We start from the raw sequence: 20,662 nt of genomic DNA on the forward strand, positions 1-20,662 counted from the left end.
CCTTACCTCACCCTTCGCGCACTGCTCCAGCTCTTCAGCGAGGACCACACGCCGCGCGACAGGCGGAAGCAGTCGACGGGCGTCGAGGATCCCAGCGCGTAGAAGCGATGCAACTGGACGCCGCTCCACTGGAAGCCGCACTTTTCCAGCACGTTGCGTGAGGCCGGATTGGTGACGCGCGCGCCGGCGTAGAGATGGCCTTCCCCGAACTCCTCGAAGAAGAAGTCGATTGCCCCGCGCGCAGCCTCGGTGGCAAAGCCCTTTCCCCAATGCTCGACGCCGAGCCAGTAGCCGAGTTCGGCATTGTCAGGCATCGAGCAGTCGATCCCGATCATGCCGACGGGCGCATTGTCATGCTCGATCAGGAACACGGTCTCGCTGCCGAGCTCTGCGGTGGCGCGGATGAATTCCACGGCGTCGTCGTGCGAATAGGGGTGCGGCAGGCGGCGCGTGTTCTCGGCGATGCGGCGGTCGTTGGCGAGGCGCGCGATCGCCTTGACGTCGGCGAGCGTCGGCTTGCGCAAGGTCAGCCGCTCGGTGGCGACGACATCGGGCCTCGCTTCGCGCAAGGTCGTGCTCGAAAAGTCCTGCAACATGTCCGGCTCCGTCAAAGACTTTAAGTCGAAACGAAAAGGGGAGGCCGGTTTCCCGCCTCCCCTGGAGCCTTCGATCTCTTGATCTCAAGGACTCCGCCGGTTTGGTCAGGACCCGGCGGACTCCAATTTGATCCACCGTATTATTCAGCCGCCTCTGCGATCGGAAGCACCGATACGAATGTGCGGCCGTTGGCTTTAGCCTGGAACGCAACGCGGCCTTCAACCTTGGCGAACAGAGTGTGGTCAGTGCCCATGCCGACATTAAGGCCGGGATGCCAGGTGGTGCCGCGCTGGCGCGCAATGATGTTGCCGGGAATCACATGCTCCCCGCCGAACACCTTGATGCCGAGGCGCTTGCCCTTCGAATCGCGTCCGTTGCGCGATGAACCGCCTGCTTTTTTGTGAGCCATGGCTCGTCTCCGAAATCCTGCGTATCTCTAGATCAATTCCTTGACGGAATCATTTCACTTTTTCTCACGCATCAATTCGTGAATTGGCGTGATCAAAGTTTCGCTATTCAGCGGCTTCCTTTGCCGACTCCTTGGCCACCTTCTCCTTCTTCGGACGCGGCCCCTTGGTGGGCTTGGCGTTGCCGGTCAGGATCTCGGTGACGCGGAGCACTGTGATCTCGTCGCGATAGCCGCGCTTGCGGCGCGAGTTCTTGCGGCGGCGCTTCTTGAACGCGATGACCTTCGGCCCGCGCTTGTGCTGGAGCACCTCGGCTGCCACGGAGGCGCCCGCAACCGTCGGGGCACCCAGGACCGGCGCGTCACCGCCGACCAGCAAAACTTCACTCAGCTGCACGATCGTGCCGACTTCGCCGGCGATCTTGCCAATTTCCAGGACATCATCCGGAACGACGCGGTACTGCCGGCCGCCGGTTTTGATGACTGCGAACATCGTTCTCTTCCTTCGTGTTCAATCCCGGCCTTTCGGACTTTCGTCCGGGCCGGCTTTTTGTCAGTCGCTATGGGTTTTCAGCATTCTGCGCGGGTGGGGTATGACCCTCAAAATCCACGCAAAAACAAGCGGCGCGAGAAACGCCCCGCGCCGGCTGGGGGACTTATAGCGGCCGAACGCTCGGAGTCAAGGAAAACCAGGTCAAAAAGGCCCCGAATTTGAAGCATTTGGGCGGCTTTTGCCGTCAGGCCCGGCCGGCATCCGATAATTGGCCGAACCTGCAACCAACGGGTTCCGCCGCCGTTGTCATCCCGAATTTCAAAGCGGGCAAGGGCTCCATGGCAGACGAGTTGGTCTTGACGACGGGAATCGCGCAGCACGGCGCTGCCCGGCTGCCGTCGGTGGACGTCGACAGTTTCAACGTCGAGCTGAAGGACGAGGACGGCTTTCTCGGCGACCGCGCCAGCAAAAGCGCATTCCGGGCCATCCTGGACCACTGGCGCAAGCCGCTGCGCAAGACCGGCGAGGACCCCTTTGGCGACGAGCCGTCGGACCGGATCAGCAAGAAGACGCTGGATGACATGCTGGTCGGCGACGACACCGAGGCCTCCGCCGTGGTGCACAGCGCGATCGAGGATTTTGCCCAGGAGCTCGCCTACGTCACCCGTCGTTTCCTGAAGACGAAAGCCTGGGCGAAGACCGAGCGCATCGTGGTCGGCGGCGGTTTTCGCGACAGCCGCCTGGGCGAACTCGCGATCGCCCGCGCCGACATCATCCTGAAGGCCGAGGGTTTCAAGGGCGACATGCTGCCGATCCGCTTCCACCCGGACGAGGCGGCCCTGATCGGCGCGCTGCATCTGGCGCCGTCCTGGATTTTCGAGGCCCATGACAGCATCCTCGCGGTCGATATCGGCGGCACCAATATCCGCTGCGGCGTGGTCGAGAACCGCTGGAAGAAGGCGAAGGACCTCTCCAAGGCGTGCGTCTGGAAGTCCGATCTGTGGCGTCACGCCGACGACGAGCCGACCCGGGAAGGCGCGGTGAAGCGGCTCACCAAGATGCTGAAGGAGCTGATCGCGGAGGCCGACACCGAGGGCCTGAAGCTCGCGCCGTTCATCGGCATCGCCTGTCCCGGCGTGATCAATGAGGATGGCTCGATCGAGAAAGGTGCGCAAAATCTTCCCGGCAATTGGGAGAGCAGCAAGTTCAACCTGCCAGCGAGCCTCGTCGAAGGCATCCCCGTCATCGGCGAGCACGACACCGCGATCCTGATGCACAATGACGGCGTGGTGCAGGGGCTCTCCGAGGTGCCTTTCATGCAGGATGTCGAGCGCTGGGGCGTGCTCACCATCGGCACCGGACTCGGCAATGCGCGCTTCACCAACCGCCGCAGGGAGGCTGGCAGCGTCAAGGACCGTGACTCGCCGGATAACGGGAAGAAGAAAAAGGAAAACAACAAGGAAAGCAGGCACAACGACAGGGAGTAACCTTGACCGGTTAGGTTAAGGCACGGATTGCGTTGCGGCACGCCGCGCGGTCGTTACGGTCCATCCGTCGCCTCACGCGGGCCGGCGAAGCCGCCCTTCTCGGCCTGCAATTTCAATGAGCGGCAACGGGACCGCCAGTGTTTACCGCGTCTGGCGGTCCCACCCGTCGGGCCGCCGCTGCGCCGGCGCGCTCTATCTCGGCCAATTTGATTCGCGTTCGTGTAGCTCGACTGCGCCCTCTGTCGGGTTCGGGAAGTTTTGGCACAATCTGCACTTTGCACCCGTTTTCTCCGGTCTAGTATTACCGCATGGGGAATGATCTGGTGTTTCGAATCACTGTTATCGTCCTGGGAACGCTGCCGGTATTGCTGACGGCTTTCGCCGTGCTCGGCGCCCCGTTCGCAGACTGAGCGCCCAAACCCGGCGCCGGCACAGGACCACGCAAATCGGCGCGAAACCGGCTCTCGGACCGGTTTCAGCCGCGTCTTTCCTGCGCGCACCAACCACGAGGCCAGGGATTTTCGTCCCGCCCGCCTTGTCTGGCCGGCCATCCTCGCCTAGAACACGCCCCGACCGCACGGGGCTACCCCGATTTGGCGCCTTCAGGAGAGGTGGCAGAGTGGTTGAATGCACCGCACTCGAAATGCGGCATAGGTGCAAGCCTATCGGGGGTTCGAATCCCTCCCTCTCCGCCAGCCGCACGAGATTCCGGTAAGCCGTCCGCCTATAGGTCTTTGAACGCGCGGCGTCACCGCCACCCAAGCGCCGGGGCGACGTGCTTGAGAATCGCTTCGATCGCATGGGCGCAGTAGGCGACGCCCAGCTGGTTGGGGATGGTCAACAGCAACGTGTCGGCCTCGGCAATGGCCTCATCCTTGCGGAGCTGCTCGATCAGGACGTCCGGCTCGGCGGCATAGCTGCGGCCGAAGATTGCGCGCGTCTGCGGGTCGATGAAGCCGATCTGGTCCTCGGATTCGCCGCCACGCCCGAAATAGGTGCGGTCGCGATCATCCATCAGCGCGAAGATGCTGCGGCTGACCGAGACGCGGGGCACTCTGACGTGGCCGGCCTCCTTCCAGGCGGCGCGGTAGGCACGAATTTGCGCCGCCTGCTGAACGTGAAAGGCCTCGCCGGTCTCGTCGTTCTTCAGCGTCGAGCTTTGCAGGTTCATCCCGAGCTTGGCCGCCCAGACGGCGGTGGCGTTCGAGCCGGCACCCCACCAGATGCGCTCGCGCAGGCCGTCCGAATGGGGTTCGAGGCGCAGCAAACCAGGCGGGTTTGGAAACATCGGCTGCGGATTGGGCTTTGCAAAACCCTCGCCGCGCAGGAGATCGAGGAAGACCTCGGCATGGCGCCGGCCCATGTCGGCGTCATCAGCGCCCTCGGCCGGCTGATAACCGAAATAGCGCCAGCCATCGATCACCTGCTCCGGCGAGCCGCGGCTGATGCCGAGCTGCAGCCGTCCGCCGGCGATCAGATCGGCACTACCTGCATCCTCCACCATGTAGAGCGGATTCTCGTAGCGCATGTCGATCACTGCCGTGCCGATCTCGATGCGGCTGGTTTTCGCACCGACCGCCGCCAGCAGCGGAAAGGGCGAAGCGAGCTGGCGCGCGAAATGATGGACGCGAAAATAGGCGCCGTCCGCGCCGAGCTCTTCCGCCGCGACGGCAAGCTCGATGGATTGCAACAACGTATCCCCAGCCGAGCGGGTCTGCGATTGCGGCGAGGGCGTCCAGTGCCCGAACGAGAGAAAGCCGATCTTTTTCATGAGGGCAGTCTATGGCCGGATTGGTTTGCGATCGTCAATGCACGGATATTCACGAGCGCGACAGGATCCGGACCGTCACATCCTGAAGTCCAGGTTGATCGGCTCATCCGAATAGCTGGGCGAAGCGTCCGTGACCGGGACCTCCTTGCCCACGACCTTGAACTCGACGTCAGCGATCCAGACCTGCCCCGTCCCACACAGGAGGACACCGAATGCGATGTTCCTGCTGTTTTTGGCAATGTCCAGAACGACGGCGTATTTCGTCCAGCCGGTGGTCGCGCGGATCGGCCTGTCCTGCATATTGTCGATCGTAATCGTTCCGTCGGAGCCATCGACGCGCATCCAGAGGCCGGCCCACCCATCGACATTTGCGGTTCTGACATACGCCGTCATCTGGAGGCGAACGCCGCGATACCTGTCCGACTTGAAAGCTTGCGAGAGGCTGCCAAACCCTCGCGGCGGTCTTCGCGATTTGATGTAACCGCTGGCCTTGCCATGATATTGCGCTTGGTCATCGACGCCCATTTCATAATCGACGAACGAATCGCCGAAGGCGAACCAGCCGGTGGGCAATCGCGGATCGCGCGCTTTCACCGCTTCATCGAGATCGGATGCTTTCAGGATTTGACGCGCTTCCGCATCGAGTTTTCGCGCTTCCGCTCGCGTCTTTGGCAGGAGAAACAGTTGATTGACGAGCGCGACCAGCGCGCCCGTCGACAAGACTGTGACCAATACACCAATGACTCCATCGGTCATTGTCGGAAATCCATGCGATTGCGGGCATCGGCATCGCTCTCTTGCAACGCTGCATGATCGCCGACGCGCGGGAGGCGACATATTCAGGATCTGACGCGGAGCGCAGCATAGGTTGCGAAGCTATTTCCGAGCAACCTGTATCTTTGGCGTGCCGGACCTATCGGCGAGCCCTATTGACGTGTTTGCACGTCCAACGCTCGCCGCATGACGTCCCACATGCGGGACTCCGTCGATTGCGCCACGTTGAATCGCAGGAAATTTGAGGCCGACTGCGACACGCTGAACACGTTTCCCGGCGCCAGCACCACGTCTTCGGCGAGCGCGGCGCGCGCGACTTGCGTCGAATCCAGCCCGTCGGGCAGGCGGCACCACAGAAAAAATCCGCCGCGCGGCATCAGCCACGGCTCGAGGCCGAGCGCGCCGAGCTTGCGCGCCGCCTCGCGCCGCGTGCGCCCGAGCTTTTGCCGGAGCTCCTCCATGTGCTTGCGGTAGCTGCCGCCCGCGAGCACCTTCGCGATCACTTCGGTCGCAACCGGGCTCGGGCCGCCAAAGCTGGTTGCGACCTGGAGGTCGACGAGATGCTCGATCCAGTCGGGCCTTGCTGCGATATAACCGCAGCGTACCGAGGCGGAGAGCGTCTTGGAAAAGCTGCCGATGCGGATGACGTTGGCGAGGCCGTCGAGGGCGGCAAGGCGCGGCGACCGCTCCGTTTCGAAATCGGCAAAGATATCGTCCTCGATGATTGCCAGGTCATGGGCCGCGGCGGCGCTCAAGACGCGATGCGCGGTTTGCAGCGACAGCGTCGCGCCGGTCGGGTTGTGGAGCGCGGAATTGGTGATGTAGAGGCGCGGCCGCTCCGCGGCGAGGATCGCCTCGAAGCGCGCGACGTCCGGACCCGACGCCGTATAGGGTACGCCAAGGATCTTCACCTGATGCGCGCGCAGCAGCGCGCGAAAATTGAAGTAGCAGGGGTCGTCGACCAGCACGGTGTCGCCGGGCCGCAGCAGGAAGCGGCAGACGAGGTCGGTTGCTTGCGTGCCCGAGCCCGTGAGCACGAGCTGGTCGATCGAGGCCTCGATGCCGTCCTCGGCAAAGCGCGCCAGCAGATAGCGGCGCACCGCGAGCGAGCCGCGCGTAGAGCCGTAGTCCGAGAGCACGCTGTCATCGCTACGGGCGATCGCGCGAAAAGCGCGGCGCAAGGCCGCCTCCGGCATCCAGTCCGCCGGCAGCCAGCCGCAGCCGGGCTTGAGCATGGCTGAATCGGCATCGAGCGATTGCCGCGAGACCCAGAACGGATCGACGGCGCGGTCGCGGCGCGGCTCGACATCGGCGAGCGCGAGCGGTGGCATTGTTGTCGCGGAGACGTAGAAGCCGGAGCCGCGACGCGCCCGGATCAATCCCTCGGCTGCCAGGCGATCATAGGCTTCCACCACGGTGGAGGGCGACACGCCCATGCTCGCGGCCAGCTTGCGGATCGAAGGCAGGCGGTCGCCGGGGGCAAGGGCGCGGCCCGCGACCTTGGCGCGGATGGCGCGCATCACGTCGGTAGTGCGTGCCCCGCGGCCTCTGCTTTGCGTCAGCTCGTCCAAGTGTATGGGCTTCCATACTGATACAGTTTGGCCAGATTGTATGGGATTGTCGCTGGTCTCGCCACCCTCAAAAGGCCAAGGTCGACCGCGCGAAAGCGAGGCGACATGCAATCGGCCGGCAACGGATGGGGCAACGGACTTCTGGGCGTCGTCATTTTCAGTGGCTCGCTGCCGGCGACGCGCGTCGCGGTCGGCGGCTTTTCCGCAACCTTCCTGACCTCGGCGCGCGCGGTGGTCGCCGCGCTGTTGGGAGCGGCGCTGCTTGCCCTGCTTCGTCAGCAAAGACCCGCGCGAAAAGACCTTGCCTCGCTCGCCATCGTCTCGCTGGGCGTCGTGGTCGGCTTCCCGCTGCTGACCGCGCTGGCGCTTTTGCACATCACCTCGGCGCATTCGATCGTCTTCATCGGCCTGTTGCCGCTTGCGACCGCAATCTTCGCCGTGCTGCGCGGCGGCGAGCGGCCGCGATTGCCGTTCTGGCTGTTCTCGATCCTCGGCAGCGCGACGGTCGCGGGTTTTGCGCTGTCGGGTAGCGGCGCGGGCTCGCTCCGCGGCGATCTCCTGATGGTCGCCGCGATCCTGCTCTGCGGCCTCGGCTACGCCGAAGGCGCGACTTTGTCGCGCCGGCTCGGCGGCTGGCAGGTCATCTCATGGGCGCTCATTCTCGCACTGCCGCTGATGCTGCCGGTCGCGATCCTATCGTTGCCGCCAACATGGGACGGCATCGGCGCGCCGGCCTGGATCGGCCTTGCCTACGTCTCCGTCTTCAGCATGTTCGTCGGCTTCGTGTTCTGGTATCGCGGCCTCGCCCTCGGCGGCACCGCCAGCATCAGCCAACTGCAACAGCTTCAGCCGTTCTTCGGGCTCGCTCTGGCCGGCCTGGTCCTGCACGAGCCGGTGGCGTGGAGCATGATCGTAGCCACCCTGCTCGTGATTGTCTGCGTCGCCTTTGCCCGAAGATTTGCATGAGGCCGATCTCGGCGCTGTCCCGTCACCGTAGGCGTCAGCGCCTTCATTCGGACCACCGCGATCTGAAGCCATCGCGATGCGATCATCGACGTTGATCTGGATCAACGCCTGTTCTGGCACTCCGAGGCTCATTGCATGGGGAGAGTTATCTCCCTTGATGCATCGCATGCCCCATTTTCGCAATGACGGTAACAGCATCCGCATAGCAAGTATCGCCCCTCTCGTCTCGCTGGTGGAGCAGTGATCGGCATTCTCGCGCGACTGACAGAAATCCGCCCATCGTTGCTGGAGCGTCCATAGTCAATTGAATTCACGAGACCCAGAGTCATTAGGAGCAGCGTCATGACCATCACTCGGCGTAATCTGCTGTCCGCCACTCTGGGGACCGCGTTCTCGGCGCTTTCACTCTCATCAAGCCGAGCGGACTACGACGGTCCGCTGCTTAATGCGGTCGAGGGTGGCGAAGACTTCTGGCTTGCCACCGATGCCTATGTCTTTGGCTATCCGCTCGTGACAATGGAGATCACGCGGCGGGTCATAACCAATGCGGCCTCGGTCGAGGGCACGCGCGGGCCCATGGGGCAGCTCATCAAGCTGCGGTCGTATCCCGATGCAAGTTTCCGGGATGTGACGGCTCCGAATGCCGACACGCTCTACACCAGTGCGTTTATCGATGTGGGAGACGAGCCGTGGGTGCTCAGTATGCCCGACATGAAGGACCGCTATTTCCTGTTCCCAATGCTCGATGGCTGGACAAACGTGTTCCAGGTCCCCGGCAAACGTACGACAGGTACCAAAGCACAGACCTATGCGATCACCGGGCCCGGCTGGAAAGGCACGCTCCCTGCCGGCGTCAAGGAATACAAGTCGCCCACCAGCATCGTATGGATCTTGGGTCGCATCTACTGTACCGGCACACCCGAGGACTACGCGGCGGTGCACGCCGCTCAGGATGAGTTCAAGCTCGTTCCCCTGAGCGCTTATGGGAAGCCCTACACGTCCCCACCGGGCAAGGTCGATCCGTCGATCGACATGAAGACCGCGGTGCGCGATCAGGTCAACCGCATGGACGCTGCTGCCTATTTCAGCCTTCTGGCACAACTCATGAAGCGTAATCCGCCGGTGGCGGCTGACGCTGCCGAGGTCGCCAAATTCGCGAAGATCGGCCTCGTTCCGGGCAAGGATTTTGATGCCGGCAAGCTCGACGCTGCGTTTGCGAAGCGCATCCCGCAAGTCGCGTTCGACCGCATCATGATCCAGTTCAAGGTCAACAAGGCCATCAGAAACACCAACGGCTGGGGATTTGACTCGCAGACGGGCGTCTACGGCACCGATTATCTCAATCGTGCCCTGGTCACAGCCATCGGGCTCGGCGCCAACCGCATTCAGGATGCCTGCTATCCGACGTCGCAGAAGGACGCGGATGGCAAGGACTACGTCGGCAGCAACAAGTATGTGATGCGCTTCCCGAAGGGACAGCTCCCGCCCGTCGGCGGCTTCTGGTCTCTGACGATGTACGACGAAAACTACTTCTTCGTCGCCAATCCGATCAACCGATATTCGATCAGTGCCCGTCAGAACCTCAAGCCCAATCCGGACGGAACGATCGACCTTTATATCCAGAAGGACTCGCCTGGATCGGACAAGGAGTCGAATTGGCTGCCTGCGCCCGCCGGCAAGTTCATTCTGATGCTGCGGATGTATTGGCCGAACGAGAAGGGGCCTTCGATTATCAACGGCTCCTGGTCTCCGCCGGCTGTCAGGAAGGTTGCGAGTAGCTGATCGCAAAGGACCAGCAAACGGGAGCATTGGTGGAAGCAGATCAAGGCTTAGCAGGACCTGAGGGAGGTCAGGATGAAGATCGCGCTGTTGTCGGCGGCACTCCTCGGAGGCCAATTGGTGACGCCTGTTTCCGATCGCGTTCCTCATTTGAATGTGGAGGCGCTGTGCAAGGCCACAGCGGCCGATGACAAGACGAATGGAATCGTTTTGGGGCAGAGTTTCGACCAATGCATGAGCGATGAAACGAACGCTCAGCAGCAGCTGGTCGTTCTCTGGTCGGCCAGTGCCGGTCCGGTTCGTGATCGCTGCGAAAAGGAGGCGACTTCAATTGCCGACAGTCAAAGCTATGTAGATCTCCTCACCTGTATCCAGGAAGGCGAACCAGCGAATCCGCCGTCCGGAGCCCCGCTCAAGCGGGCAAGCAAGAAGCGAGAGGCGAAGTAGGTCTATCGACCCAACAAAGGAGGCTGTCATGCAATACCGAACTAAATTGTGGTTGGCCGGTGCCGTTATCGCCTGCGCAGCGATAAGCTCTGTGCAGTGGTCAGAAGAAGATGGTCTTTCGTTCTCGATTCAGAGCGCACAGGCCCGCGTCGGCCGGCCGGCGACGCCAGTAAGTGTCGCCGGCGTCGCGCGTCGAACGACGCGCCGCGCGGTAGTGGGTGGAGCGGCCGTGGGCGCAGCAACCGTAGGAGCCGCCGTAGCGGCGCCAACCTGCGCCCGCGTGCTGGTCAATGGCGCGTGGGTCTGCCGCTAGAGCGCGATGGGATTAGGTGCGCTCCCTCCCCCGCCTGCGGGGGAGGGCTGGGGAGAGGGTGTCTCCGCAGCGGATAATCCCCAAGTGGAGAGAGCCCTCACCCGGCGCTTCGCGCCGACCTCTCCCGCAAGCGGGAGAGGTTGAGCAAGCAAGTGCCAAATCGATTCAGCCAAAACCCATCGCGCTTTGGGCATACGATCTTCGCCTCGGAGGTGGTCGCAGCGCCCGCGCTCGTCGTCTGCGCTGCCTTCGCGCGGCGATTGGTGAGACCGCCGCCTCACCCCTGTCCCATCACCGTCCGCGTCAGCGCGCTCCTGGCAAATTTCTTCAGCGGCATCGGCTTGCCGAACAGATAGCCCTGCACGAGATCGAAGCCGATTTCGTTGGCGGCGACGAGATCGGCGCGGGTTTCGATGCCTTCGGCGACGCTGCGCGCACCGTAATCCTGGGCGAGCTCGACGATGTGACGGCACACGTTGCGCTTCAGCGCATCTGAGCTGCTGCCGGTGACGAAATGCCGGTCGGCCTTGAGCTTGACGAAGGGAAACCGGTCGAGCCCCATCAGCTCCGGCCAGTTGGTGCCGACATTGTCGATGGCGAGCCCTATGTTGTGAAAGCGCACCTCGGCGGCGACGTCGAGCAGCAGATCGAGATCCCCGATCACCTCGGAGCTCTCGATCTCGATCGTCAGCCCGCCGAAGGCGGGGTGGGCGGGCATGCGCCGGCAAAGATCGCGCACGGCCTGGTGCTCGTGCAGGAAAGTGGCCGGCAGGTTGATCGAGAGATCGACCGGGCTCTGCCGCTCCAGGAGGTAGTGCCAGTCCTGCAGGGCGCGTTCGATCACGAACTCGGACAGTTCGCGAAAGTGCGGATCGCGCTCCTCCGGAATGAAATAGGCCGGCGGCACCACGCCCCAGGTCGGATGCCGCATCCGCACCAGCGCCTCGGCGCCGCACCGGATCAAGGAGCGCGCGTCGATCTTCGGTTGGTACCAAAGCTCGAGCCAGCCTGCATGCAAGGCTTCGCCGACATGCACGGCGGGGCTCGGCGCGGGCTCGTCCGGCAGCAGCATCGCGATGCGGTCGCGCAGGGTCTCCGCGGCAAACGGCGTTGTCAGCGGCGGCAGCATGGCAAGGCCATATTCCTCGCCGACCTGCTGCACCGCCTTGACGATGATCGACTCGCGCGCGCCGACGGCCAAGACCTTGCCGCCGAATTGCTCGCGCACCAGGATCTCCAGAAATCGTCCGGGCTCGATGCCGTCGACGGCAATACCGAGCAGGATCAGGTCGGGGAGCTCCGTGGCGAGCACGCCACGCAGTTCGTCGGCATTGCTACATTCGCTGGTGACGAAGCCGAGATCCTCCAGCACCTCGCTCATGAAGGCACGCAGGTGCCGCTTGCCGTCCGCCACGCAGGCGCGCGGCGTCACTTTCCGCCGTCCAAAGGTTACAGTCTTCCGTCCGGCGAGCTCGCCCAGCCCCTCGTCCATCGCACAGCACTCCCGTTCCGTGACAACTTCATAACGGTGAGCGCGGCTCCAAATATGGAGAGCTTCAGCATCATTGTTGAATTATTTGGGTAACGTTAAAGCCCTCATCATATGTAAAATTGTATGGATCCCGTTGAAGAAGACTTCACACCCTCGTTTGTCTCGCGCACGCGGCGCTGCAATCGTTGCGATATCCGCGCATGCTGCGCATGCGAAGCGGCAACTTGCCTGACCCAGCGATGAGGCGACACCGCGCGCGACGTCGCCTCATAGAATAACGCCGGTATTACTTGCTGGCGGCCTTGTCGTGCTGGGCCATGCCGACCGGCTTGTAGTCATAGGTCGGATAGAACTCGGTCCGGTACGGTCCCCACGCGCTGTCCTCGATGATGCGGTTGACCTCGCGCAGCCGCGAGGCCGGCAGGCGCAGCGTGATCACCTGGCCGATGCCCATCATGACGTACCAGCTCACCACCTCGACGCCCGGCGGCGGGAAGGATTTGTAGTAGCCTTGGCTCTCGAGCTGCGCATTCAGCTCGTGCAGCGGGCGCGACTGATCGTGCTTGAAGAACACCGTGAGCATGACGGCATCCTCAGCAGTCGGCGCGGCATTGCCCGGCGGCGGCGCGGTCTGCGCAATGGCCGCGGACTTGATCGCCAGTGCGCCGGCCAGCAACGTGGCCATGGTCAACGTCATTCTCACTGATCTCATTTGCGAGGTCCTTCCTTTCACGCATATGCCTGCCGAAAACGGCTGCCAGAGCAAGATAGCCTTTGATTGAATCAATCGGGCCGCAGGCTCACTTCACCTCCCCCGCAAGCGGAAGAGGGAGCGCACCTTCGTTCGCGGCTCGCAACCAACCTCAACCTCATCAGCGTAGCCCGCTCTATATTCTCCCGAGATGTTCTTGCCGGTGTAGTCGGTCATCGCCGCGGTCGCGATCAGGCTGATCACGGCGCACAGTGCGATATAGGCAGCGATGGCGGTTGCCGACTCGAAGGTGCCGAACAGCCAGGCCGCAATCAGCGGCGCCGGACCGCCGGCGATGACGGAGGCGAGCTGATAGCCGAGCGATGCGCCGCTGTAGCGCAGGCGCCCGGTGAAGCTTTCGGCGATCAGCGCGGCCTGCGGGCCATACATCATGTCATGCGGGATCAGTGACAGGATGATGGCGAGGAAGATGACCGGCTCCGATCCGGTGTCGAGCATGCGGAAATAGATGAAGCCGAACACGCCGGTCACGGCCGCGCCGATCATGTACATGTTCTTGCGGCCGATGCGGTCGGACAGATGGCCGAACAGCGGGATCGAGACGAAGGACACTACCGAGGCGCACAGCACCGCGGTGAGCAGGAAGTCGCGGGACACGTTCAGCGTCTTGACGCCATAGGCGAAGACGAAGGCGGTGAAGATGTAGAACGGCGCCTGCTCGGCCATCCGCGCGAACGCCGACAGCAAGATCTCCTTCGGATGCTCCTTGATCACTTGCAGCATCGGCGTGCGCTCGACCTTGCGCTCCGCGACCAGCCTGGAAAACACCGGCGTCTCCAGAATGCCGAGCCGGATGTAGAGGCCGACACCGACCAGGATGAGGCTCAGCGCAAAGGGCACGCGCCAGCCCCATGACAAGAACTGCTCGCCGGACATCTGGCTGAAGGCGAGCACGGCGAGGTTGGCCAGGAACAGGCCGCAGGGCACGCCGAATTGCGGCCAGGAGGCGATAAATCCGCGGGAGTGATCGTTGCGTGCCCATTCCATCGACATCAGCACCGAGCCGCCCCATTCACCGCCGACACCGACGCCCTGGACGAAGCGCAGCACGGTTAGGATGACCGCGCCCCAGATTCCGATGCTCTCATAGGTCGGGACCAGCGCCACCGCGAAGGTGGCGAGCCCCATCAGGAGCAGCGTGGCGATCAGCGTCGATTTGCGGCCGATGCGGTCGCCATAATGTCCGAAGATGGCCGCGCCGATGGGACGGGCGATGAAGCCGACGGCATAGATCGCGAAGGCCTCGAGCGTGCCAACCCACGGATCGGAATGCGGAAAGAACAGTTTTGCGAAAACGAGGCCGGTGACCGTCGAGTAGAGGAAGAAATCGTACCACTCGATGGCGGTGCCGATGGTGGAGGCGATCACGGCGCGGCGCAATTGAAGCTGGTGCTCGCTGTCGGGCAGCGAGATCGGATCGACATGAGACAGGGACATGGCGGGAGCCTTTCCTTGGAGGCCGCCCCCTAGCCCCTACTGTGCATGGGGTTGTTTTGACGAAAAAACTTCCGAGCCGCCGTCACGGTTCCAAGACGATTGCGTCCGTCGGGTTCGACTTATGGAGGAACCCGGTTCGCCCGGGCGGACCAAGTGTGAAGTACCTCACATGCGTCTGGCCGCACCCGCGCTATGAGTGGGGTCATGTGGTGATGGGCTGCGTGAGGATCGCAGCAATGACGATGCGGCGTATGATGACGTGGTGGTTCTGGTTCGTGCTGTCGGGACGATTTATCGATCGTTTCCTGAGCCTGCCGCGCGTGCCGCGGAACTAGCCCCAGAGCTCAGCTCTGCCCGATCAGTTTCCGGAACGCCGCCGCTCCGTCCTGCACGGCATCGCGTCCCTTCCAGGCCAGATAGGTCAGCTTGCCTGCCAGCGAGTCATGGTTGCGCAGGCGGCGTGAGCCGAGGATGTGGCCGACATTGGCGGGGAAGCGGCTGACCTCGGCGGCGACGAGCGCGGCGATCGCGTCCATCAATTGCTGGAGGCGGATGCCCCACTCCGACGACTCGATCTCGTCGATGCGGACCTTGAGCGCATATTCGGTGTCATAGATTTCGGCGAGCAGGTCGCGTGCGATCAGCACCCGGTTGTGCTTGAGCGCGACCCGGAGCGCGAGGCGCTTGTCGTCGAGCCGGTCGAGCACCATGGGAACCGTGATGGCATAGGACGTGGCGGCGATATCGGCGGCGGTTTTGGTCGGCGCGGCCCTGGTGGCGAGGCGGATCAGCTGCCAGGGCGTCTTCAGCCGGCGCGCCACCAGCGCCAGCGCAAAGGGCAGCGCCTCCGGATTGGCCTTCCTGAATGTGTCGAGGCGCGCGGCGATCTGCGTCGCCTGGCCGTCGTCGAATTTCGAGATCTTCTCGGGCAGCTTCTCGTTGAACTTCGCCAGCGCGGCGTTCGCGCGCAGCACCTGCAGCATCTTGGTCACGTCGTCGAAGGCGAAGCGCGAGGCCGTGTATTGCCCGAGCTTGGCGCGGGCGAGCTCAGTGCCGTCGGGCGAGGCGAGCGTGTTCTCGAGGACCTTGACGACCTTGATCTGGAACGTGGTCGCGGTCTTCTGCACGTCCTTCGGCTTATTGGCGGCGACCTGGTCGTTGATCGCCTTGATGTAGTCGCGCGCCATGGTTGGCAGCAGGTCGCGGCAGATCCACTCCCAGATCGGCGTCAGCGTGTTGCGCGAGATCCGGCCCATATTGGCGTGCTCGGGCGCGCCGTCCATCAAGAACAGCTCGAGCGGTGCGAAGAAGGGGCGCGACGGATTGATGGCGCGCGCCTGGGTCGATCCGTCCTTGCGGAATTCGGCGCGCAGCTTCGCCTGGATGTCGGGCGAGCCCGGCATGTCGATGCCGCACAGCTCCAGCCGCTCGAGCTCGCTGAGCAGACAGCTGCGCGATAGCGGTGTCAGCCGCTGCAAAAATTCCCAGAGCTGTTCGACCTGGCTCATGGCACGCAATTTTCCGCAACTTTTCCGGAACCGTTACTGGTTCGTCGCGTGGACGCATTTGCGCGCTCTCAACTGTGCTCCAGAGAAGCAAGTCACTGTTAATTAATTGGTAAAGTCGTACGGCGCGGCTTCCGCCGTCCGCTCCGACCTTAAGAAGGGATTTCATGAGGTGGCTGAGATTTAGGCAGGTTTTGCAACCGGTGCGTGGCCCATTGCGCGTCTCGGCACGCATGACTTGCGCCACCGCCCGGAGATCTAGCACAAAACCGTCAAAATCACCGTAGTCTTACGGAACAGAAAGTTAACCACGATTCGCCCCGGGTTCCGCTAAACGAATCGCATGGGGCATCAGAATGATCCGATCGCTGATTCGCGATCGTCGGCTTGGTACGAAAGCAGCACTTCTCCGCAGGAGCTCGAACTCGCTCAGTTGAACGCCGCCCGTGCCAAGGCTTCCGAGGAAACCGCCACGGCGATCGCCCGCGAACTCAACGGCCCCCTGACCGCCCTTCTCCTCTACATGGGCGAGATCAAGCATCACAGCGACCAGCTTTCGCCGGTCTCCGCCGATCGCGCCTATTTGCAGCGCGTGGTCGAGAATGCGCTGGCGCAGACCGAGCGCGTCTGCACGCTGGTCAAGCAGCTCGGCGGCGCGCCGCGAAACGGAGTGTCAGGGATCGACGACGCCGAGGCGAAGGCCGGACCCACGGCGCTCGCCCTGCGCGCGGCCGGCAGCGAGCTCTCCGGCCCGCAGGGCTCGAAGCGGTTGACCAGGCGCGAACGCGAGGTGCTGCGGCTGATCAGCGAAGGCTGTTCGAACAAGCAGGGCGCGCTGCGGATGCAGATCAGCCCGCGCACCTTCGAGAGCCATCGCGCGGAGGCCATGCGCAAGCTCGGGGCGCGCAACACCGCGGATCTGGTCCGCGCGGCGCTGCTACATTCGATCGATTGAGGCGGGCTGTGACGAGCTGCGGCGGGCCGGGCGCCGGGTGGTTTCAGTAATAGTCGTCCGCGAAGGGGCGTAGGCGCGAGCTCGGACGCAGCGGCTTCATCTCGTCCTTCGCTGCGCTCGGAATGATCGTGATGGTCCAGCGCGGCGGGGTGCTCGATTCCTGTTCCAGCACGGAACGCACGAAGCCGGTCACCGTCTCCTCGCCCGATTTCACCGTCGCCATGCGGCCGTTGAACTGAGCGATGCGGAAGCGGCGGACTTCCTTCTGGTCCGCGGTTTCATAGGTGAACATGGAAACCCTCCTGGTCTCGCGCGACTATCGCCACCTATGATTAGCCAAGTGTTGATTAGCCATGTGTGAAAATCCCAAGCCGTAGAAGTACGGCGGGATTTTTGCGCGAGGGATCAGACGTCCTCGTCGCGCGCTGCGGCGTAGGCTTTCGCCATCGCGTCCAGCAGCTTGCGGTAGGCGTCGTCGTCGAGCGCCGCCGCGTCTCGTTCGAGCTGCTGGGCGAGCGCCGCGAGCCGCTCATAGCCGAAGGTGCGCGCCGCGCTCTTCAGCGAATGGGCTTCGCGCTCGATCCGAGCGCGCTGCTGCGCGAGGGTGAGATCGCCGAACAGCTTTAGCCGTGCATCGGTCTCGCTCCAGAACACGGCGCGGACCTCGCCGGCCCCGTCCTCTCCGATCTCCCGCACCAGCGCCTCGAATGCACCGGGATCCCGTGCCGGCTCGGCGGCAAGGGAGGATTCGGCAGACAGCAGGACGGCAGCTTCGCGCATGCGACGGTTCTAGCCGCTGAATGTCTACGCCGTGTAAACTTCACGCCTGGTTGCGGCAGCCAGCCCTTTGGATCATCGCGACCCAAGCAGCCGGTCGTACTGCGTCTTCACCGTGGCGTAGCATTCGCACGCGGTCTGGCGCAGCCCGTCGAGATTGTTGATCTGGATGTGGCCGCGGCTGTAGTGGATGAAATTGGCCTGCTGCAGCGTGTTGGCGACCAGCGACACGCTGTTGCGCCGCGCGCCGATCATCTGTGCCAGGTTTTCCTGGGTCAGCAGCAGCCTGACGTCGCCTGACAGGTCGTGGATCTGCAACAGGCACCGCGACAGCCGCGACTCCACGGGATGGGCGGCATTGCAGCCGGCGGTCTGCTGGACCTGCGCGTAGACCGCAAGCCCGTGGCGCGCCAGCAGCGTCCGCAACGAGGAACTCTGGTCGGCCGCCGCCCGCAGCCGGTCGAGATCCATCACCGAGGCGGTGCCGCCGACGAGCACCACCGCGCTGTTCATCGCACTCGCATCGCCCATCGCCGACAAGCTTCCGAGCAGGCTGTCGCGGCCGATCATGGCGACCTGCACATGCTCGCCCTTGGCGAGTTCCACGACCAGCGAGATCACGCCGCGATGCGGGAAATAGGCGCGCTTGAGCGTTTCGCCGACTTCCACCAGTACGGCCTCGTGGGGCAGATCGGTGAGGCGCAAGTGCGGGCGGATCAACTCATAATCATCCGCCGACATAGCAGACAGGAAACCATTGGATGGACGCACCATCGTTTCCATAGCTGCCTCCCGTCTTTCCCAGCGGCGAAGCGCTGACACGCATTCGCCATCCCTTGCACGGGTTTTGTGGCTCGCATCATGTGCCTTTCGGGATATGTTGGCAATTGGACATATAGCGTCCTCAAGGTCGCGGGCAGCTCATGTGCACGTCGGCGTGCCCATGAAGTTGCGTCACCACGACACCAGTCTGCTGGCTCACGGAGCGGATACCAGCAGCCGCGCATAGATATTCTTCACCGCGCCGTAACACGCACAGCATGTTGCCTCCAATGCATGGGAGTCCGTGATTTCGATCTGGCCGCGGCTGTAGTGAATGATGCCCGCCCGTTGCAACGAGTGCGCCACCAGCGAGATTGCGTTGCGCCGCACGCCGATCATCTGCGCCAGCAACTCCTGTGTCACTGGAACGGTCGCGCCGTCGCAGAGATCGCGGGCACGCAGCAGCCAGCGCGCGAGGCGCGCTTCGGCCGGATGCAGCGTGTTGCAGAGCACCGATTGTTGCGCGTGCGCCAGCAGCGCCTGTTCGTGCCGAACCATCAGGCGACGGAACCGCGGGCTTCTGTCAGCGATACCGCGAAATGCGGTGCAGTCCAGGCTGACCGCCGTGCCGGGAAACAGCACGACGACGTCTGCCAGCGCAGTCCAGCCAGCCAGCGTCGCACCGCTGCCGATGACGCTGTCGCGGCCCAGCATCGCCACCTCGATCGTCTGCCCCTCTACGAGATTGACCGTCGTCGAGACCGCGCCGCGAAGCGGGAAGTAGACCTGCTTTGGCCGAGCTCCGTCCACGCCCAGGGACATCTCCCTGACCAGCTCGACGGTTGCGAGATGGGGCTCCAGCAGCGCGAAGTCCGCCGCATCGAGCGTCCTGAGCAATTGATTGGGCGGGCGACCGCTTGCAATCATGCGAAATCAATCCGGCGCTGCGGTTCGTCGTCATGCCATGCGTTGCGTGTCGTGGTGCTGTGCACGGCTGGTCCATAATACAACATAAGTTGTGTATTGGTCCACATACACGTCGCGGACACCTCGCCACATTTGCGACGGAAATGAGAGCGCGCTCCGGTTGCTGATTTGCAGCCGGGAGGGTGAGCGCATCGGATCCTGTGCCGCGCCAGCAGAGTTCTCTCGGCCGCGCGATTGGGTTAGCGCGTCCTCGCCCGATGCGTTCATGGGGTAAGGGTCTGTTTACCTCAAATGCCCATCGCATGCGTCGCGGCCGGGGCAGCAATCGCCGGCCCTACGTGCGATGACGGATGCGGATGATTTGACTTTACCCGCGCGGCGCCGGCGTAGCGCGTTTCACCGCCGAGGCTTTCTTTTGCGGAGCGTTCTGCGTTGCGCGGCACGCCGACCGTTTGCGTCGTCGCCGCGACGCCTGCGGTCGGTTTTGTCGAAAGCTGCCGAGGCGCAGCGGGAACGACAAAGTTGTCTTCAATATCCGTATTAGCACGGAGGTCGAAATTAACGCGGCCGTGAAATGCGATGTCTAACGATCGAGGGGAGGGCATTGCGTCGATTGTGAGAAAGCGGATCAGGCGTCACCACGACACCCTCCGCCTGGCAAGGTTGGTAAGGCGTATTTCATGGATGATCTGTTGCGGGAGTTTTTGACGGAGACCAGCGAGAGCCTGGACACCGTCGACAATCAGCTTGTGAAGTTCGAGCAGGAGCCGAACAACGCCAAGATCCTGGATAACATCTTCCGCCTCGTCCACACCATCAAGGGCACCTGCGGCTTTCTGGGATTGCCGCGGCTTGAAGCGCTGGCGCATGCCGGCGAGACGCTGATGGGCAAATTCCGCGACGGCATGCCGGTCACCGCCGAGGCGGTGACGGTGATCCTGTCGTCGATCGACCGCATCAAGGAGATTCTGGCCGGGCTCGAGGCGACCGAAGCCGAGCCCGAGGGCACCGACCGCGACCTCATCGACAAGCTGGAAGCGATGGTCGAGCAGGGCATGGCGGCCATGTCCGGCGCGACGCAGTCGATGCCGGCTGCGGGGGCCGCGACGGTTGCCGACGCGCCGCCGCTCGCGCCGGAAGCCCCGGCCGCGCCCGCCAAAGAGATGACCCAGGGCACGCTGATCGAGCAGACGCTGGAGCGCCCGTTGCGTCCGGGCGAGGTCTCGCTCGACGAGCTCGAGCGCGCCTTCCGCGAGACCGCGATCGAGGTGCCCGCGCCGGCCGCTGCGGCCCCGGCGCCTGTTGCCAAGGAGGCGAAGGCCAAGGAGGCGAAGGCCAAGGAGGCGAAGGCCAAGGAGGCGAAGGCCAAGGAGGCAAAACCCGCGCCCAAGAAGTCGATGGCGGACGAGAGCGTCACCGAAGGCGACCGCG

General features: G+C 63.5%; 21 protein-coding genes and 1 tRNA gene. 7 read left to right on the plus strand and 15 right to left on the minus strand.

Annotated features, from left to right (window positions below; all coding sequences use genetic code 11):
* Positions 1–2 precede the first annotated feature (2 nt).
* From SO139_RS18340 to rplU, 3 genes are all read right to left on the minus strand, one after another.
* Positions 3–596: a GNAT family N-acetyltransferase gene (locus tag SO139_RS18340; RefSeq protein WP_449380619.1), complete on the minus strand. Its 594-nt coding sequence runs from the start codon at positions 594–596 to the stop codon at positions 3–5.
* Between the two features lie 140 nt (positions 597–736).
* Positions 737–1,006: a 50S ribosomal protein L27 gene (gene rpmA, locus SO139_RS18345; RefSeq protein ID WP_027523579.1), complete on the minus strand. Its 270-nt coding sequence runs from the start codon at positions 1,004–1,006 to the stop codon at positions 737–739.
* 103 nt (positions 1,007–1,109) lie between these two features.
* The gene (gene rplU, locus SO139_RS18350) at positions 1,110–1,496 is read right to left on the minus strand and encodes a 50S ribosomal protein L21 (protein WP_449380620.1); all 387 of its coding nucleotides are present in this window, start codon (positions 1,494–1,496) and stop codon (positions 1,110–1,112) included.
* 338 nt (positions 1,497–1,834) lie between these two features.
* On the opposite strand from rplU, the gene SO139_RS18355 reads away from it, so the two are divergent.
* Together SO139_RS18355 and SO139_RS18360 are read left to right on the plus strand one after the other, a co-directional pair.
* A complete protein-coding gene (locus SO139_RS18355; RefSeq protein WP_449380621.1) occupies positions 1,835–2,983 on the plus strand; it encodes an ROK family protein in 1,149 nt (382 codons plus the stop codon).
* Between the two features lie 605 nt (positions 2,984–3,588).
* Positions 3,589–3,678 (plus strand) — tRNA-Ser (locus tag SO139_RS18360).
* Between the two features lie 53 nt (positions 3,679–3,731).
* Here SO139_RS18360 and SO139_RS18365 read toward each other — a convergent pair.
* The 3 genes from SO139_RS18365 to SO139_RS18375 form a co-directional block, all read right to left on the minus strand.
* The gene (locus SO139_RS18365; protein ID WP_449380622.1) at positions 3,732–4,754 is read right to left on the minus strand and encodes an LLM class flavin-dependent oxidoreductase; all 1,023 of its coding nucleotides are present in this window, start codon (positions 4,752–4,754) and stop codon (positions 3,732–3,734) included.
* Positions 4,755–4,829: 75 nt separating this feature from the next.
* The gene (locus SO139_RS18370; RefSeq protein ID WP_449380623.1) at positions 4,830–5,510 is read right to left on the minus strand and encodes a hypothetical protein; all 681 of its coding nucleotides are present in this window, start codon (positions 5,508–5,510) and stop codon (positions 4,830–4,832) included.
* Between the two features lie 170 nt (positions 5,511–5,680).
* Entirely contained in the window at positions 5,681–7,048 is a 1,368-nt protein-coding gene (locus SO139_RS18375; RefSeq protein ID WP_498540354.1) for an aminotransferase-like domain-containing protein, read from the minus strand.
* 156 nt (positions 7,049–7,204) lie between these two features.
* Here SO139_RS18375 and SO139_RS18380 point away from each other — a divergent pair, with 156 nt between their 5' ends.
* The 3 genes from SO139_RS18380 to SO139_RS18390 all read left to right on the plus strand — a co-directional run bounded on the left by SO139_RS18380 (position 7,205) and on the right by SO139_RS18390 (position 10,291).
* A complete protein-coding gene (locus SO139_RS18380) occupies positions 7,205–8,065 on the plus strand; it encodes a DMT family transporter (protein WP_449380624.1) in 861 nt (286 codons plus the stop codon).
* Between the two features lie 342 nt (positions 8,066–8,407).
* Complete coding sequence (locus tag SO139_RS18385) at positions 8,408–9,847, plus strand: DUF1254 domain-containing protein (protein ID WP_449380625.1); 1,440 nt, start codon at positions 8,408–8,410, stop codon at positions 9,845–9,847.
* Positions 9,848–9,919: 72 nt separating this feature from the next.
* Positions 9,920–10,291, plus strand: a complete 372-nt coding sequence (locus tag SO139_RS18390) for a hypothetical protein (RefSeq protein ID WP_449380626.1) — start codon at positions 9,920–9,922, stop codon at positions 10,289–10,291.
* A gap of 590 nt (positions 10,292–10,881) precedes the next feature.
* Here the strand turns inward: SO139_RS18390 and SO139_RS18395 are convergent.
* The 4 genes from SO139_RS18395 to SO139_RS18410 all read right to left on the minus strand — a co-directional run bounded on the left by SO139_RS18395 (position 10,882) and on the right by SO139_RS18410 (position 15,813).
* On the minus strand, positions 10,882–12,096 hold the full coding sequence (locus SO139_RS18395) for an EAL domain-containing response regulator (RefSeq protein ID WP_449380627.1): 1,215 nt from the start codon (positions 12,094–12,096) through the stop codon (positions 10,882–10,884).
* Between the two features lie 286 nt (positions 12,097–12,382).
* Complete coding sequence (locus SO139_RS18400) at positions 12,383–12,793, minus strand: hypothetical protein (RefSeq protein ID WP_449380628.1); 411 nt, start codon at positions 12,791–12,793, stop codon at positions 12,383–12,385.
* Between the two features lie 108 nt (positions 12,794–12,901).
* Positions 12,902–14,305 (minus strand): MFS transporter, encoded by a 1,404-nt coding sequence (locus SO139_RS18405; protein WP_449380629.1) that lies wholly within the window; start codon positions 14,303–14,305, stop codon positions 12,902–12,904.
* Between the two features lie 344 nt (positions 14,306–14,649).
* A complete protein-coding gene (locus SO139_RS18410) occupies positions 14,650–15,813 on the minus strand; it encodes a hypothetical protein (RefSeq protein WP_449380630.1) in 1,164 nt (387 codons plus the stop codon).
* Positions 15,814–16,153: 340 nt separating this feature from the next.
* Here SO139_RS18410 and SO139_RS18415 point away from each other — a divergent pair, with 340 nt between their 5' ends.
* The gene (locus SO139_RS18415; protein WP_449380631.1) at positions 16,154–16,765 is read left to right on the plus strand and encodes a LuxR C-terminal-related transcriptional regulator; all 612 of its coding nucleotides are present in this window, start codon (positions 16,154–16,156) and stop codon (positions 16,763–16,765) included.
* A gap of 43 nt (positions 16,766–16,808) precedes the next feature.
* On the opposite strand, the gene SO139_RS18420 is transcribed toward SO139_RS18415, so the two are convergent.
* The 5 genes from SO139_RS18420 to SO139_RS18440 all read right to left on the minus strand — a co-directional run bounded on the left by SO139_RS18420 (position 16,809) and on the right by SO139_RS18440 (position 19,836).
* Positions 16,809–17,057, minus strand: a complete 249-nt coding sequence (locus tag SO139_RS18420) for a hypothetical protein (protein ID WP_449380632.1) — start codon at positions 17,055–17,057, stop codon at positions 16,809–16,811.
* A 113-nt stretch (positions 17,058–17,170) separates the two neighbouring features.
* The gene (locus tag SO139_RS18425) at positions 17,171–17,545 is read right to left on the minus strand and encodes an Hpt domain-containing protein (protein WP_449380633.1); all 375 of its coding nucleotides are present in this window, start codon (positions 17,543–17,545) and stop codon (positions 17,171–17,173) included.
* A gap of 72 nt (positions 17,546–17,617) precedes the next feature.
* Positions 17,618–18,325: a Crp/Fnr family transcriptional regulator gene (locus tag SO139_RS18430; protein ID WP_498540351.1), complete on the minus strand. Its 708-nt coding sequence runs from the start codon at positions 18,323–18,325 to the stop codon at positions 17,618–17,620.
* Positions 18,326–18,520: 195 nt separating this feature from the next.
* A complete protein-coding gene (locus SO139_RS18435; RefSeq protein WP_449380635.1) occupies positions 18,521–19,231 on the minus strand; it encodes a Crp/Fnr family transcriptional regulator in 711 nt (236 codons plus the stop codon).
* A 287-nt stretch (positions 19,232–19,518) separates the two neighbouring features.
* Positions 19,519–19,836: a hypothetical protein gene (locus tag SO139_RS18440; protein ID WP_498540352.1), complete on the minus strand. Its 318-nt coding sequence runs from the start codon at positions 19,834–19,836 to the stop codon at positions 19,519–19,521.
* Between the two features lie 75 nt (positions 19,837–19,911).
* Here SO139_RS18440 and SO139_RS18445 point away from each other — a divergent pair.
* Positions 19,912–20,662, plus strand: a 751-nt coding sequence (locus tag SO139_RS18445) for an Hpt domain-containing protein (RefSeq protein ID WP_498540353.1), incomplete at its 3' end; no start/stop codon positions are given.

Source organism: Bradyrhizobium sp. UFLA05-89, from assembly GCF_059803475.1.

What these genes read in the sequence shown, in the direction of transcription:
- SO139_RS18440 (WP_498540352.1), bottom strand. Translation starts at nt 19,836, where the DNA reads ATGCCCTCCCCTCGATCGTTAGACATCGCATTTCACGGCCGCGTTAAT.
- rpmA (WP_027523579.1), bottom strand. Translation starts at nt 1,006, where the DNA reads ATGGCTCACAAAAAAGCAGGCGGTTCATCGCGCAACGGACGCGATTCG.
- SO139_RS18400 (WP_449380628.1), bottom strand. Translation starts at nt 12,793, where the DNA reads ATGACGTTGACCATGGCCACGTTGCTGGCCGGCGCACTGGCGATCAAG.
- SO139_RS18410 (WP_449380630.1), bottom strand. Translation starts at nt 15,813, where the DNA reads ATGAGCCAGGTCGAACAGCTCTGGGAATTTTTGCAGCGGCTGACACCG.
- SO139_RS18390 (WP_449380626.1), top strand. Translation starts at nt 9,920, where the DNA reads ATGAAGATCGCGCTGTTGTCGGCGGCACTCCTCGGAGGCCAATTGGTG.
- SO139_RS18355 (WP_449380621.1), top strand. Translation starts at nt 1,835, where the DNA reads ATGGCAGACGAGTTGGTCTTGACGACGGGAATCGCGCAGCACGGCGCT.
- SO139_RS18415 (WP_449380631.1), top strand. Translation starts at nt 16,154, where the DNA reads ATGGGGCATCAGAATGATCCGATCGCTGATTCGCGATCGTCGGCTTGG.
- SO139_RS18420 (WP_449380632.1), bottom strand. Translation starts at nt 17,057, where the DNA reads ATGTTCACCTATGAAACCGCGGACCAGAAGGAAGTCCGCCGCTTCCGC.
- SO139_RS18365 (WP_449380622.1), bottom strand. Translation starts at nt 4,754, where the DNA reads ATGAAAAAGATCGGCTTTCTCTCGTTCGGGCACTGGACGCCCTCGCCG.
- rplU (WP_449380620.1), bottom strand. Translation starts at nt 1,496, where the DNA reads ATGTTCGCAGTCATCAAAACCGGCGGCCGGCAGTACCGCGTCGTTCCG.
- SO139_RS18395 (WP_449380627.1), bottom strand. Translation starts at nt 12,096, where the DNA reads ATGGACGAGGGGCTGGGCGAGCTCGCCGGACGGAAGACTGTAACCTTT.
- SO139_RS18380 (WP_449380624.1), top strand. Translation starts at nt 7,205, where the DNA reads ATGCAATCGGCCGGCAACGGATGGGGCAACGGACTTCTGGGCGTCGTC.
- SO139_RS18425 (WP_449380633.1), bottom strand. Translation starts at nt 17,545, where the DNA reads ATGCGCGAAGCTGCCGTCCTGCTGTCTGCCGAATCCTCCCTTGCCGCC.
- SO139_RS18385 (WP_449380625.1), top strand. Translation starts at nt 8,408, where the DNA reads ATGACCATCACTCGGCGTAATCTGCTGTCCGCCACTCTGGGGACCGCG.
- SO139_RS18340 (WP_449380619.1), bottom strand. Translation starts at nt 596, where the DNA reads ATGTTGCAGGACTTTTCGAGCACGACCTTGCGCGAAGCGAGGCCCGAT.
- SO139_RS18405 (WP_449380629.1), bottom strand. Translation starts at nt 14,305, where the DNA reads ATGTCCCTGTCTCATGTCGATCCGATCTCGCTGCCCGACAGCGAGCAC.
- SO139_RS18375 (WP_498540354.1), bottom strand. Translation starts at nt 7,048, where the DNA reads ATGCGCGCCATCCGCGCCAAGGTCGCGGGCCGCGCCCTTGCCCCCGGC.
- SO139_RS18430 (WP_498540351.1), bottom strand. Translation starts at nt 18,325, where the DNA reads ATGGAAACGATGGTGCGTCCATCCAATGGTTTCCTGTCTGCTATGTCG.
- SO139_RS18435 (WP_449380635.1), bottom strand. Translation starts at nt 19,231, where the DNA reads ATGATTGCAAGCGGTCGCCCGCCCAATCAATTGCTCAGGACGCTCGAT.
- SO139_RS18370 (WP_449380623.1), bottom strand. Translation starts at nt 5,510, where the DNA reads ATGACCGATGGAGTCATTGGTGTATTGGTCACAGTCTTGTCGACGGGC.